Below are 12,983 nucleotides of genomic sequence, written 5' to 3'. Positions count from 1 at the left end.
GTCTGCCGAGTCGATCATGACTCGACATCTTGTGTCGGATTCGTTTTGTTCCATTTGCTGAACATCTGAATCGCAAGGGATTCCGCCGAGTCGCGGCTTGACGGCGAGTCCCGGAAGACTCACTAGGGAGTCAATCCACAGTTCAAATTTCCCGGAGCATACATGGGCCAGCTACTCGTCAAGCAGAAGATCCGCGCGCGCGCACCGGCGCCGACGCCGAAGGAACTTCTGCCCCTTGGCCAGATCATCCCGGGTGACTGCATCGAGGCGATGCGCTCCATTCCCGACGCCAGCGTCGACATGGTCTTCGCCGATCCCCCGTACAATCTCCAGCTCGGCGGCGACCTTTCACGTCCGGACGGCAGCCATGTGGATGCCGTCACCAACGACTGGGACAAGTTCTCCAGCTTCGCCGTCTACGACCAGTTCACGCGTGACTGGCTGACCGAGGCCCGCCGCGTGCTCAAGCCCGAGGGCTCGCTGTGGGTGATCGGTTCGTACCACAACATCTTCCGCCTCGGCGCGATCATGCAGGACATGGGGTTCTGGATCCTCAACGACATCGTCTGGCGCAAGGCCAACCCGATGCCGAACTTCAAGGGCACCCGCTTCACCAATGCGCACGAGACGCTGATCTGGGCCTCGATGGGCGAGAAGTCGAAGTACACCTTCAACTACCGCGCGATGAAGACGCTCAACGACGAATTGCAGATGCGTTCGGACTGGGTCCTGCCGATCTGCAACGGCGCCGAGCGCCTGAAGAAGGGCGGCCGCAAGGTTCACCCGACGCAGAAGCCGGAAGCACTGCTTTACCGCGTGATGCTGGCCACCACCAATGCGGGCGATGTCGTGCTCGATCCGTTCTTCGGCACCGGCACCACGGGGGCCGTCGCCAAGCGTCTCGGCCGCGAGTGGATCGGCTGCGAGCGCGAAGGCGACTACCGCGAGGCCGCTCTGGAACGCATCGAGATGGCGCTGCCGCTCGACGAATCGACGCTCAAGACCATGCAGTCCAAGCGCAGCGCGCCGAAGGTGGCGTTCGGCACGCTGATCGAAACCGGCTGGATCGCTCCCGGCACCCGGCTTACCGACAAGAAGGGCCGTTTCGAAGCCCTGGTCCGTGCCGACGGTTCGCTGGTGAGCGGCGCGCTGAACGGTTCGATCCACGGCGTGGGCAAGGAACTGCAAGGCGCGCCCTCCTGCAATGGCTGGACGTACTGGCACCTCGAGCACGAAGGCCAGATCAAGCCGATCGACGCGATCCGCCAGCTCTATCTGCTCGCCACCGAACCATGAGGACTTCGGCCGCGCAACTGGCCGAGACCTATCGCCCGATTAGCCAGAGGTAATCGGGCAACCTGTAAATCCTGTTCTGCGCCGGGCGCCACCGGGCTAAGGGGCGGTCATGACCCGAACCGTTTACATTCGCCCGATCGCCCTTGCCGACAGCCCCCAGAGCGAGGAGGGCGATGCGATCCGTCTCGGCGGGTCGATGGCATGGGCCAGCCGTTTCGCGCTGATCGTGCGGGAAAACGGCCAGGTGCTCTCGCGCAGGCGCTTCGGCGCGGCAGAGGCGGGTGAGGCGCTGGCGGCGCTTCCGGCCGATCTTGGCGCCGCAGCCGAACTCCAGTGGTCGAACTTGCGCAAGGTCCATGCAACGCTGATCTGCGGGGCCCGCTCGATTCGGCTGGAGCAGCCCCAGATCGCGGGCATCCTCAACATCACTCCCGACAGCTTTTCCGATGGCGGTGCCTTCCTCGACGATGCGCAGATCGCCGCCGACCATGCTGCCGCCATGCTGGAATCCGGCGCGGCGATGATCGACATCGGCGGCGAATCGACGCGGCCGGGTGCGGCTGCGGTCTGGGAAGGCGATGAGCTGAAGCGCGTCGTGCCGATGGTGGAGCGGCTGGCGGCGATGGGCGCGGCGATCAGCGTCGATACGCGCCGCCCGGCAGTGATGGAAGCGACGCTGCAGGCCGGCGCTCACATCATCAACGACGTCTCCGCCTTGCGCCACGATCCGCGCAGCCTCGAATTCGCGGCCGCCTCGGGCGCGCCGGTGGTGCTCATGCATGCGCCGGGCGATGGGGACGATCTTCACGCGGACGGCCGCTACGACGATGTCGTGCTCGACGTGTTCGACTGGCTGGGCGCCTGCCGCGACAAGGCCGTGGCGGCCGGGATCGCCCCTGAGAAGATCCTGCTCGATCCCGGCATCGGCTTCGGCAAGACGCTTACCGAGAACCTTCAGCTCATGAACGGCCTGGCCCTGTTCCATGGGCTTGGCCATCCGCTGTTCGTGGGGGCCAGCCGCAAGCGCATGATCGGTGCGCTCTCGAACGAGGCGCCCGCGCACCAGCGGCTCGGTGGTTCGGTCACGCTGGCGCTGAAGGCGATGGACGCGGGTTCGCACATTGTCCGCGTCCATGACGTGGCGGAAACCGTCCAGGCCGCCCGCGTCTGGCGGGGGCTGCGCGATGCCGCTCTCACCGACTTCGCGCAGATGGCGTGACGGTTCAGATCGCCAGGTAGCCGCCGTCGACCGGATAGTACGTGCCGGTCACGAAGGAGGCCCGCTCGGACAGCAGGAAACTGGTGACCATGGCGATCTCCTCCGGCCGTGCCAGGCGGTTGAGCGCGTGCTTGCCGGCCAGACCGGCCATTTCCTGTTCGGTCATGGTCTTTTCCAGCGCCGGCGTGGAGACGAACCCCGGCCCCACCGCGTTGATGCGCAGCCCGGCATCGGCATAGTCGAGCGCCGCCACCTTGGTCATGCCCAGCAAGGCATGCTTGGAGGTGACATAGGCCGCGGAGCCAGCCCAGCCCACCGCGCCCAGGATGGAGGCCATATTGACGATGGAGCCGCCGCCGCGCGCGACCATGGCCGGGATCTGGTATTTCATGGCGTAGAACACGCTGTTGAGGTCCACATCGATCACCCGCGACCAGGAATCGAGCGGAATATCCGCCAGCTTCGTGGAGGGCGCGCCGATCCCGGCGTTGTTCACGGCGAAGTCCAGCCGGTCGAACGTCCCGAGAGCGAAGGCGACCAGCGCCTCGTTGGCAGCGGGATCGGCCACATCGAGCCGGAAGACGGCCGTGCTTTCCGGCCCCAGTTCCTGCGAGAGCGCGCGCGCCGCTTCCTCATCGAAATCGGCGATCACCACGCGGCCGCCCTGGTTCACCAGTTCGCGCGCAACGGCGGCACCGATGCCGGAAGCTGCACCCGTCACGATTCCGGCCTTGTCCTTGAAATCCATCATCTTCGTCTCCTCGGTCACCGGCTCAACGCGGCAGCGGCGGCCGGGTTCTCGCTATGCCGGATGACCTTTTTGCAAAGCGCGGCGCGTGAACCGGCAGCCGGAGATGCCTGAAAACGGCGACAAATCTGGCGGCCAGATGAACGGCGCCTTGCTCCGCGATGAACCGGCCTGCGGCGGAGTGTGAACCCGTGAACGCAAGCACCAATGCGTCCCGGCAGCGGCCCGTTTCGTCCCAAGGGCGGGAGGAAAACGGCGGGTACGCTCGTTGCACTTCCAAACGCAGGCAATGGAGCCCGCGTCGTCAAGCGAAAGGGAACCTTCCCATGAAGCAGACCAACAACACCCGCACCATCCGCCCCACCAAGGCTCTCGTTGCGCTCGTCGCCGTTCCGGCTCTTGTCGTTCCGGCCGTGGCCATGGCCGTGCAGCCGATGATGTACGAGAAGCAGGTCGCCCGCCACGAAGAGTCGCTGGTGATCCAGAATCCGATCGGCGGCGTCCAGAACAGCAAGTGGTACGACTACCGCATCAATGTGAACGAGAGCCAGAAGGAGCTCACCAGCGACTTGCGCCGTGCCACCGACATCGAGGACCAGCGCGATGCCTGGGAGGAATACGGCACCGAGCTGCACAAGGAACGCGGCAAGTACGTGAGCTATATGAGCAAGCGCGGGTATCGCGTGCCGCAGGTCTACTTCGAGAACCTGTAACTTCGCTCCATCGAAACCGGAATGCCGGCGCGCCCGAGGCTCGCCGGCATTTTCGCGTGGGCATCAGCCCGGCATCGGCGTCGGTTTCCCCGCAGCCTCAGGCCGCGTTGTCGATCCCGAGTTCGCCCAGCTTGCGATAGAGCGTCGAGCGCCCGATGCCCAGCCGCCGCGCCACTTCGGTCATGCGTCCGCGATAGAGGCCGATGGCGAGGCGGATGACGTCGGCCTCGATCTCGTCCAGCGGGCGCAAGTTGCCGTCAGGCGTGTAGAGCATGACGCCCGAGCTTTCCTGCATCGGGTTGCCGGACGCCGTGGCCGGACCGGAGCCGAGGATGTTCAGGAGCTGGGGGAAATCCTCGGAAGTCAGCGCGTCGCCGTCGCAGAAGACCGCGGCGCGGAACAGCACGGCCTGGAGCTGGCGGACATTGCCCGGCCAATCGTAGGCGGCCAGCAGGGAAAGCGCGCCGTCCGTTATGCCGAGTTCGCGCAGACCCGGTTGCTCGCCGATGCGGGCCAGGAAGAAGCGGGCGAGGGCGGGGATATCGCCCGTCCTTTCGCGCAGCGGCGGCAGGCTGACCTTGGTGGGCGAAAGCGCTTCCAGCAGTTCGGGCAGGAAGTGGCCTTCAGTCACCAGGTCTTGAAGCGGGAGGTTGCTGGCGGCGATCAGGCGCGCATCGATGCGGAAGGAATGGCGCGCGCCGATGGGGCGCACGTCGCTCTTGCGGATCGATTCGAGCAGGCGCTCCTGCACCGAGAGCGGCAGGCGGTCCACTTCGTCGAGCGCCAGGGTGGCGCCGTCGCAGTGCTGCAGGGCGCCGATCTGGCGATCGAAAGCGCCGGGGAAAGCGCCCTTTTCGTGCCCGAACAGGGCGGATTCGATGGAGTTTGCAGGCAGGCCGCCAACGTTGACGATCCGCAGCGGAGACTTGGCGCGCGGGCTGGCCGCATGCATCGCGCGGATCAGCATTTCCTTGCCGGAACCGGTCTCGCCCTCGATCAGTACCGGGCCGTGCCCGCGTGCGGCCTTGGCAGCGACGGCCAGGGCCTTGCGGAAGTTCGGTGCGGCCCCGATCATCGATTCGAAATCGGGGTTGGAGGGCATTTTCTCGGTCAGCGGGGCAAGTTCGTCACGCGGCGCTTCGCGGGTCGTGGCGGAGCGGAGCGCATGCATGAGACGGTCCGGCGCGACCGGCTTGACGAGATAGTCTGCCGCTCCGGCGCGCATCGCTTCCACGGCGAGGAGCGGCGAGGTGCTGGCCGTCAGCATCAGGATCGGCAGGGCGGGGCGGCGGGACTTTAGCTCGGCGATCAGGGCGCAGGCATCGTCGCCGGGCACCCATTGGTCCAGGATGATCGCGGAAAGCTGCATGCCCTGGCGGGTGCCGAGTGTCGCGATGGCGGTCTCGGAATCGCGGGCGATCACCGTGCGCCAGCCCTCCCGCGCCGCGAGCGCCGAGATCAGACGGCTCTGCGCCGGCTCATCGTCGATGAGCATGAGGAGGCGTTGTTCCTGTTCCGCCATGATAATGCCCGCGCGTGTCGCCTCCCTGGTGTTACGATCCGGATCTAGAAGATACCGGTAAAGACGAAATTAAGGCTCCGCTCGTTTCATCGAAAAGACGGTCCGTGCAAAGTTTGCCGTGCCGCGCTTCGAAAGCGCAGGTTCGGCATCGAACTTGAGCATGCCCGGCGCTTCTTGATCAATGCAAGACATCGCCGCTTCGCACTTGAGCGCAAGGGCCGTCAACGCTAAATATCCCGGATCAAACAGCAATAATCACAGAGGATTCCGTTTCATGGCTTCAGGCAAGGACATCAAGGCGGCGACCGAAACCTACAACGGCTTCGTCAAGGTCACGGCCTGGAGCACGGGCATCATCGTCGTTATCGTGGCTTTCGTCGTCAGCCTGATCGCTCGGTAATCCGTGGCGCAAGGCACGCGGATCGCCGTCCTACGGGAGCGCGCATCCGGCGAGACGCGGGTTTCGGCCACGCCGGAAACGGTTCGCAAGCTTGTCGGGCTGGGCGCGGCGCTGGCCGTCGAGAGCGGGGCCGGGCTCGGGGCAAGCATCGCCGATGCGGATTATAAGGCTGCCGGCGCCGAACTGGGATCGGCCGAGCAGGTTCTGGCGGGCGCAGACATCGTTCTGGGGGTTCAGGGACCGGATCCCGCCCTGCTGGGGCCGGTTGCGCCCGGCGCCTGGGTGGTGGCGGCGCTCGATCCCTTCGTGCAGCGCCAGCGCGTGACGGACTACGGCGCGGCCGGGCTGGAGGCTCTGGCGATGGAGTTCATGCCCCGCATCACGCGGGCGCAATCGATGGACATCCTGTCCTCGCAGTCCAATCTCGCCGGATACAAAGCCGTTCTGGTGGCCGCCAACCTCTATGGCCGCGCTTTCCCGATGATGATGACCGCGGCCGGCACCGTGAGCGCCGCCAAGGCTTTCGTCATGGGCGTGGGCGTGGCCGGTCTCCAGGCGATCGCCACCGCGCGGCGCCTGGGCGCGCAAGTCTCCGCGACGGACGTGCGGGCGGCAACACGGGAGCAGATCCTCTCGCTGGGCGCCAAGCCGATCTTCGTGGAGACCGTCGGCGGCATCGAAGGCGAAGGCTCGGGCGGCTATGCCACGGAGATGAGCGCGGAATACCAGCAGGCGCAGGCCGCGCTGGTATCCAGCCATCTGGCCAAGCAGGATATCGTCGTGACCACGGCGCTGATTCCCGGCCGCGCCGCACCCCGCCTGATCTCCGACGCGCAGATCGCCACGATGAAACCGGGAAGCGTGATCTTCGATCTCGCGGCTCCGCAGGGCGGCAATGTCGAGGGCTGCGTTCCCGATCAGGTGGTGGAGCGGCACGGCGTCAGGATCGTCGGCTATTCCAACACGCCCGCGCAGCTTCCCGCCGACGCTTCGGCGCTCTTCGCGCGCAACCTGTTCAATTTCCTCTCGGCATTCTGGGACAAGGATCTGGGCAAGCCCGTGCTGGACGAGGAAATCGGCAATGCGATCCGCCTGACGCAGGGTGGCAAAGTGGTCCACGAGCGGCTGCTCGGATGAGAAGCGCGCCGGAAGGGCGCTGAAAAGGGGCTAGCGAGTTCATGGACTTCGTCTCGATCCTGTCGATCTTCGTGCTGGCCTGCTTCGTGGGCTACTACGTCGTCTGGTCGGTAACGCCGGCCCTGCATACGCCGCTCATGGCGGTGACCAATGCGATTTCCTCGGTGATTATCGTCGGCGCGCTGGTGGCGAGCGCGGCACAGGGATCGCCCCTGGCGAAATGGCTCGGGCTGGGGGCCGTGGTGCTGGCCAGCGTCAACATCTTCGGGGGCTTTGCCGTCACCGAGCGGATGCTGGCAATGTACCGCAAGAAGGACAAGCCGGCCGCCAAGGCGAAGCAGGCTCCCCCGTCCCCGCAGGCGGGAGGCGAGCGCTAATGGAGGCCCATGCCTTGAACCCCTGGGTCGCCGGCGCCTACCTCGTTGCGGGCATCTGCTTCATCCTCGCCTTGCGCGGGCTATCGTCTCCCTCCACCAGCCGCGCGGGCAATCGCTACGGCATGCTGGGCATGGCCATCGCCGTGGCCACCACGCTGCTGACGCACGAGATCGCCAGCCTGCCGGAGATCCTGGGCGCGATTGCCATCGGCGGCGGCATCGGCTTCGTGATCGCGCGCAGGATCCAGATGACGGCGATGCCGCAGCTTGTCGCGGCGTTTCACTCGCTGGTCGGCCTGGCTGCCGTGCTTGTCGGCATCGCGGCCTATTACAATCCCGCCGCTTTCGGCATTCTCGCAGCGGGCGGCCTGGACATCCTGAAGGGAAGCCGGATCGAGATGGGGCTGGGCGTCGCCATCGGTGCGGTGACGTTCTCGGGCTCGGTGATCGCCTTCGCCAAGCTCAACGGCAACATGAGCGGCGCGCCGATCCTGATACCGGGCCGGCACGTCATCAACCTTGCGGCGCTGGTGGCCATCGTCGTGCTCGTCGGTCTGTTCCACTGGAACACGCCCGCGCTGTTCTGGGCGATCGTGCTCCTCAGCTTTGCCATCGGCTTCCTGCTCATCATCCCGATCGGCGGAGCGGACATGCCGGTGGTGGTGTCCATGCTCAATTCCTATTCGGGCTGGGCCGCCGCGGCGATGGGCTTCACGCTGCACAACACCGCCATGATCATCACCGGTGCGCTCGTGGGTTCCTCGGGTGCGATCCTGAGCTACATCATGTGCAAGGCGATGAACCGCAGCTTCATCTCGGTGATCGCCGGAGGCTTCGGCGCCGAGGCCGGCGCAGGCGGCGGCGCTGCCGTATCGGACCGGCCGTGGAAGCGCGGCTCGGCCGAAGATGCCGCCTTCCTGATGAAGGAAGCCGAGAACGTCATCATCATCCCGGGCTACGGCATGGCGGTGGCCCAGGCCCAGCATGTCCTTCGCGAGATGGCGGACCGGCTCAAGGCGCACGGCGTCGGCGTGAAATACGCGATCCATCCGGTCGCGGGCCGCATGCCCGGCCACATGAACGTGCTGCTGGCGGAAGCCAACGTTCCTTATGACGAAGTCTTCGAACTGGAGGACATCAACGGCGAATTCGCCCAGTGCGACGTCGCCTTAATCATCGGCGCGAACGACGTGGTGAACCCCGCCGCCAAGACCGACAAAAGCTCGCCGATCTATGGCATGCCGGTCTTCGATGTAGAGAAGGCCAAGACCATCTTCTTCATCAAGAGATCGATGGGCGGGCAGGGCTATGCCGGGGTGGACAACGAGGTGTTCTACATGGACCAGACCATGATGCTCCTGGCGGATGCCAAGAAGATGGTCGAGGACATCGTGAAAGCGCTGGCGGACTGATCGCGGCGCCCTATAGGGCGCTGCCATGTTGCGCTTCCTCAAGTCTGCCCTTCTGCTCGTCGGCCTGGTCGCCGTGCTCTCTTTCGGCGTCCACCTCTATGCCGGCTGGCGCCTGCGCACGGCCCTTGTGGAGGCCGGGATGTCGGACCGCGTGGCCACCTGCATGTCGAAGCGCATGGTGAAGCGGCTGGGCATCCTGCAGCTGATCAAGCTGCAGAAACTGGAAGGCGACAAGAAAACGCCGGGAGCCTGGGTTCGCGGCGTGAAAGCCGTGAACGACAGCCAGGCCATTCTCGTGACCACTTCCTCGGCGGCCTTGTGCAAGACGGGTCTTGCTCGCTAGTAGGGCGCCGAGAGCAAGCCTGCTTTCGGGAAAGACTTCAGCTTGACCCTTGCACCTTACGCCTCCGATCCGGCTCGCTCGCGCGGCCGCGAGTTCCCCGTGGACACCGGTCTGCCGCGCGGACAGCGCAGCCCCTACCAGCGTGACCGCGACCGGATCGTGCATTCGATCGCTTTCCGCCGCTTGCGCTACAAGACCCAGGTGTTCATCGCGCCCGATGGCGACCACTACCGCGTGCGCCTGACGCACAGCCTGGAAGTGGCGCAAGTCGCCCGCGTGATCGCCCGGATCCTCGGCCTCGACGAAGACCTTACCGAAGCCCTCGCCCTCGCGCATGATATCGGCCACCCGCCTTTCGGCCACGCCGGAGAGGAAGCGCTCGACGCCGCGCTCCACAAGGCGGGCGGCTTCGATCACAATGCCAATTGCCTGCGCACCCTGATGCGGATCGAGAGCCCTTATTGCGAGCATGACGGGCTGAACCTGACCTGGGAAACGCTGGAGGGCCTCGCCAAGCATAATGGACCGGTGTCCGAGCCGAACTGGGCGCTGGCGGAACTGGACGCGGCCTATGGCCTGGAACTGGGCACTTATGCCTCGCTCGAAGCTCAGGTCGCGGCGCTGTCCGACGACATCGCCTACGACAACCACGACATCGACGACGGCCTGCGCGCGGGTTTTCTCGATCTCGACGAACTGCTCGCCCATCCTTTCATCGTGCCGCGCTGGGCCGACGTGGAACGCCGCTATCCCGGTGTTCCGCGCGATCGCCAGCTCGCCGAACTGATCCGAAGCCAGATCGGCTTCATGGTCAACGACCTGCTGGACGAGACGCAGAAGCGGCTGGTCGGCATCGATAGCATCGATCAGGTGCGCTCTGCCGGTCGCCAACTGGTGGCCTTCTCGCCCGAGGTCGAGGAGGGGGAGCGGCAGTTCAAGCGCTTCATGTACGAGAAGCTCTACTACCATCCCGAGCAACTCGAAACGGCGCGTCGTGCGCGGGCGCTGCTGGCGGAGCTTTACTCGGCCTATTCGCAGGAGCCGGTGCTGATGGAGGAAAGCTGGATCGACGGCTTGCCCCGCCACGAACCGGCCCGCAGCCGCCACATCGCCGATTACATCGCCGGCATGACGGACCGCTACGCCATCTCCTGCCACGCCCAGATCTATGGCAGCACCCCGGAAGGGCTGCGCAATGTCTGATACGATCGTGGCCGCGCGGCGTCTCTGCCTCGTCGGCGCGAGTGGTCTGGTCGGGGCTGCGGTGATCGAGGAAAGCATCCGGCGTCCGGATGTCCGCATCATCGGCGTCGCGCGGCGCGAAGTGCCTTTGCCGGCGGGCGCGCGGCTGGAAATCCTGGTCGGCGGCACCGGCGAGTGGCCGACGCTGATCGAGGCCGCGCATGGCGACGTTCTCGTCTGCGCTCTGGGCACCACGCGCAAGGCGGCCGGCAGCGACGAGGCGTTTCGGGCGGTCGACCATGACCTCGTGCTGGAGACGGCTCGAGCAGCCCGCGCGGCCGGGATCGACAGGATGATCCTGGTCTCCTCCGTGGGTGCCGACGCCGAAAGCACCAACCTCTACTTGCGCACGAAAGGCGAAGTGGAAAAGGCCCTGGGCGAATTGGGCTTCGCGCGGCTCGATATCCTGCGGCCCGGCCTGTTGCGCGGGCGGCGGATCGAGGATCGTCCGCTGGAAATGGCGGGGCAGGTGATCGCTCCCCTGGCAGATCTGCTGGTTTTCCATGCCAGGCTGCGCCGGTTCCGCTCCATCGCGGCCGTGCGCCTCGCGCAGGTCATCCTCGCGCTGAGCGGCGAGGAGGCACCTGGAATTTTCGTTCATGAGCACGATTCCATGGCGGCGGTCCTGCGCTGAAGGCCCCACCGTCGGCCTCGCGGCTATCGGTGGAAATTATGATGCGCCGCAGCGCGATTGCGTTGACTTGGACGCGGCGCTCAATCAAGTGACGAGGTATCGCTGACAGCGCGGGAGAGACCTGCTGATTCGCACATGCGGAAACATGCAGGCGCCGAAGGAGCAACCGCCCCGGAATCTCTCAGGCAAAAGGACCGCGCAGCGTCGATAGCGAGACTCTGGAAAGTGTCTCATCCCTTGGGATGAGGCCGCCGACGGTGTAACTTTGGTCAAGCCTGTTGGTTGGCCAAGGGAAGCTCTCAGGTTTCCGTGACAGAGGGGGCACCTGGAATGGTGTACCGAACTGTGCGGAGTCATGTCTTGAGCGAATATCCGATTACCGATTCCGATCAGGAAGAAGCCCCCCTCGAACCGATGCTGCTGCCGCTCAATGGCTGGCACCGCGATCAGGGCGGCCGCATGGTCGAGTTCGCCGGCTACATGATGCCTGTGCAGTACGACGTCGCAGGGGGAGGCATCATGGCCGAACACCTCTGGACGCGTGAAAACGCCGGCCTGTTCGACGTCAGCCACATGGGCCAGCTGCTGGTCACCGGCGAGGAAGACGCGCAGACCGATATCGAGCCTGCGCTGGAAGCTGCGCTGCCGATCGACCTCTCGACCCTGAAGCTGGGCGCGGTGCGCTACTCGCTGCTGCTGGACGAGAACGGCGGCATCCTCGACGACCTGATGGTCTCGCGCTGGCCGGGCGGTTTCTACATCGTCGTCAACGGCGCCACCAAGTGGGACGATATCGGCACGCTGCGCGAATATCTGCCGGACGACGTCACGCTCAACCACCTTGACGACCGCGCGCTGCTGGCGTTGCAAGGCCCCAAGGCTTTCGCTGCGCTGGAACGCGTGGCCGAGGGCGAATACCCGCTGTCGGCGCTGACGTTCATGAAAGGCGGCCGCTTCACGCTGGGCGGTGTCGATGCCTGGATCAGCCGTTCGGGCTACACCGGCGAGGACGGTTTCGAAATCTCGATCCCCGGCGAAGCTGCTGCCACCGTGGCGGACCTGCTGCTGGCCCAGCCCGAAGTGAAGCCGATCGGCCTTGGCGCGCGCGATTCCCTGCGCCTCGAAGCCGGTCTGCCGCTCTATGGCCATGACATGGACCCCGAGCGCGGCCCAGTCGAGGCCGGTCTTGCTTTCGGCGTCAACAAGCGCCGCCGCCTCGAAGGCGGCTTCCCCGGCGCGGACCGCGTGCAGCGCGACTTTGCCGAAGGCACCGCACAGAAGCGCGTCGGGCTGAAGCTCGAAGGTCGTCAGGCCGCGCGAGAAGGCGCCAAGGTCTTCCATGGCGAACAGGAAGTGGGCGTAGTGACCTCGGGCGGCTTCTCGCCCTCGCTCCAGCACCCCATCGCCATGGCCTATGTCGACGCCTCCGTGGCGGCGGACGGCACGGCTCTTTCCATCGAAATACGGGGCAAGAAGCTCGACGCCATCGTCGCAGCCATGCCCTTCGTCCCCAACCGCTATCACCGCTGAGGATACCTACCCATGACCCGTTATTTCTCGCAGGAACACGAGTGGATCGAAATCGAGGGCGACCTCGGCACCGTGGGCATCACCGACTATGCGCAGGGCCAGCTTGGCGACATCACCTTCGTCGACCTGCCCGAAGCCGGCGCCACGTTCGGCAAGGGCGATTCGGTTGCGGTCGTCGATTCGGTGAAGGCCGCTTCGGACGTCTACACCCCGGTTTCCGGCGCGATCGCCGAAGCCAATGGCGCGCTCGCCGATGAGCCCGAACTGGTCAATACCCAGGCCGAAACCGGCGGCTGGCTGTTCCGCATCACTCTTTCGGACGCTTCCGAACTCGGCGCGCTGATGGATGAGGCTGCTTACAAGCAGTACGTCGAAAGCCTCTGATTTACCGATAGAATTCACGGAGTATC

The 12,983-nt window shown here is 65.6% G+C and carries 15 protein-coding genes and 2 riboswitches; of the genes, 12 read left to right on the top strand and 3 right to left on the bottom strand.

Features of this window, described 5'->3' with window-relative positions; genetic code table 11:
* The first annotated feature begins 162 nt into the window (after nucleotides 1–162).
* Nucleotides 163–1,296, top strand: coding sequence for a site-specific DNA-methyltransferase (locus ACZ1J6_RS12180; RefSeq protein ID WP_132263061.1), 1,134 nt, complete (start codon nucleotides 163–165; stop codon nucleotides 1,294–1,296).
* A gap of 109 nt (nucleotides 1,297–1,405) precedes the next feature.
* Entirely contained in the window at nucleotides 1,406–2,515 is a 1,110-nt protein-coding gene (gene folP, locus ACZ1J6_RS12175) for a dihydropteroate synthase (protein ID WP_431567019.1), read from the top strand.
* 4 nt (nucleotides 2,516–2,519) lie between these two features.
* Here the strand turns inward: folP and ACZ1J6_RS12170 are convergent, their stop codons facing one another.
* Complete coding sequence (locus ACZ1J6_RS12170) at nucleotides 2,520–3,266, bottom strand: SDR family NAD(P)-dependent oxidoreductase (RefSeq protein WP_132264131.1); 747 nt, start codon at nucleotides 3,264–3,266, stop codon at nucleotides 2,520–2,522.
* A 323-nt stretch (nucleotides 3,267–3,589) separates the two neighbouring features.
* On the opposite strand from ACZ1J6_RS12170, the gene ACZ1J6_RS12165 reads away from it, so the two are divergent.
* The gene (locus ACZ1J6_RS12165) at nucleotides 3,590–3,976 is read left to right on the top strand and encodes a hypothetical protein (protein WP_243654071.1); all 387 of its coding nucleotides are present in this window, start codon (nucleotides 3,590–3,592) and stop codon (nucleotides 3,974–3,976) included.
* 97 nt (nucleotides 3,977–4,073) lie between these two features.
* Here the strand turns inward: ACZ1J6_RS12165 and ACZ1J6_RS12160 are convergent, their stop codons facing one another.
* Nucleotides 4,074–5,498 (bottom strand): sigma-54-dependent transcriptional regulator, encoded by a 1,425-nt coding sequence (locus ACZ1J6_RS12160; RefSeq protein ID WP_314465516.1) that lies wholly within the window; start codon nucleotides 5,496–5,498, stop codon nucleotides 4,074–4,076.
* A gap of 69 nt (nucleotides 5,499–5,567) precedes the next feature.
* Complete coding sequence (locus ACZ1J6_RS12155; protein WP_132263055.1) at nucleotides 5,568–5,750, bottom strand: hypothetical protein; 183 nt, start codon at nucleotides 5,748–5,750, stop codon at nucleotides 5,568–5,570.
* Nucleotides 5,751–5,772: 22 nt separating this feature from the next.
* Between ACZ1J6_RS12155 and ACZ1J6_RS12150 the strand changes: the two genes are divergently transcribed.
* From ACZ1J6_RS12150 to gcvH, 9 genes are all read left to right on the top strand, one after another.
* Entirely contained in the window at nucleotides 5,773–5,898 is a 126-nt protein-coding gene (locus ACZ1J6_RS12150) for an aa3-type cytochrome c oxidase subunit IV (RefSeq protein ID WP_132263053.1), read from the top strand.
* A 3-nt stretch (nucleotides 5,899–5,901) separates the two neighbouring features.
* Nucleotides 5,902–7,035: an NAD(P) transhydrogenase subunit alpha gene (locus tag ACZ1J6_RS12145; protein WP_431567018.1), complete on the top strand. Its 1,134-nt coding sequence runs from the start codon at nucleotides 5,902–5,904 to the stop codon at nucleotides 7,033–7,035.
* Between the two features lie 41 nt (nucleotides 7,036–7,076).
* A complete protein-coding gene (locus ACZ1J6_RS12140; protein WP_314465512.1) occupies nucleotides 7,077–7,412 on the top strand; it encodes a proton-translocating transhydrogenase family protein in 336 nt (111 codons plus the stop codon).
* A complete protein-coding gene (locus ACZ1J6_RS12135; RefSeq protein ID WP_431567017.1) occupies nucleotides 7,412–8,824 on the top strand; it encodes an NAD(P)(+) transhydrogenase (Re/Si-specific) subunit beta in 1,413 nt (470 codons plus the stop codon). The genes ACZ1J6_RS12140 and ACZ1J6_RS12135 overlap by 1 nt, the downstream gene beginning before the upstream one ends.
* 25 nt (nucleotides 8,825–8,849) lie before the next feature.
* A complete protein-coding gene (locus ACZ1J6_RS12130; RefSeq protein WP_132263045.1) occupies nucleotides 8,850–9,167 on the top strand; it encodes a hypothetical protein in 318 nt (105 codons plus the stop codon).
* A 42-nt stretch (nucleotides 9,168–9,209) separates the two neighbouring features.
* Entirely contained in the window at nucleotides 9,210–10,370 is a 1,161-nt protein-coding gene (locus tag ACZ1J6_RS12125; protein ID WP_132263043.1) for a deoxyguanosinetriphosphate triphosphohydrolase, read from the top strand.
* On the top strand, nucleotides 10,363–11,043 hold the full coding sequence (locus tag ACZ1J6_RS12120) for an NAD(P)H-binding protein (RefSeq protein WP_314465503.1): 681 nt from the start codon (nucleotides 10,363–10,365) through the stop codon (nucleotides 11,041–11,043). The genes ACZ1J6_RS12125 and ACZ1J6_RS12120 overlap by 8 nt, the downstream gene beginning before the upstream one ends.
* Before the next feature lie 101 nt (nucleotides 11,044–11,144).
* Nucleotides 11,145–11,250, top strand: a riboswitch (glycine riboswitch).
* A gap of 1 nt (nucleotide 11,251) precedes the next feature.
* Nucleotides 11,252–11,369, top strand: a riboswitch (glycine riboswitch).
* Nucleotides 11,370–11,403: 34 nt separating this feature from the next.
* Nucleotides 11,404–12,573: a glycine cleavage system aminomethyltransferase GcvT gene (gene gcvT / locus ACZ1J6_RS12115; protein WP_431567016.1), complete on the top strand. Its 1,170-nt coding sequence runs from the start codon at nucleotides 11,404–11,406 to the stop codon at nucleotides 12,571–12,573.
* Between the two features lie 12 nt (nucleotides 12,574–12,585).
* Nucleotides 12,586–12,957 (top strand): glycine cleavage system protein GcvH, encoded by a 372-nt coding sequence (gene gcvH / locus ACZ1J6_RS12110; protein ID WP_431567015.1) that lies wholly within the window; start codon nucleotides 12,586–12,588, stop codon nucleotides 12,955–12,957.
* Nucleotides 12,958–12,983 lie beyond the last annotated feature (26 nt).

This window comes from Novosphingobium sp. BL-S-21 (genome assembly GCF_055521655.1).
The sequence above is the reverse complement of the archived record's forward strand: the minus strand, read 5'-3'. Positions and strand labels throughout refer to the sequence as shown.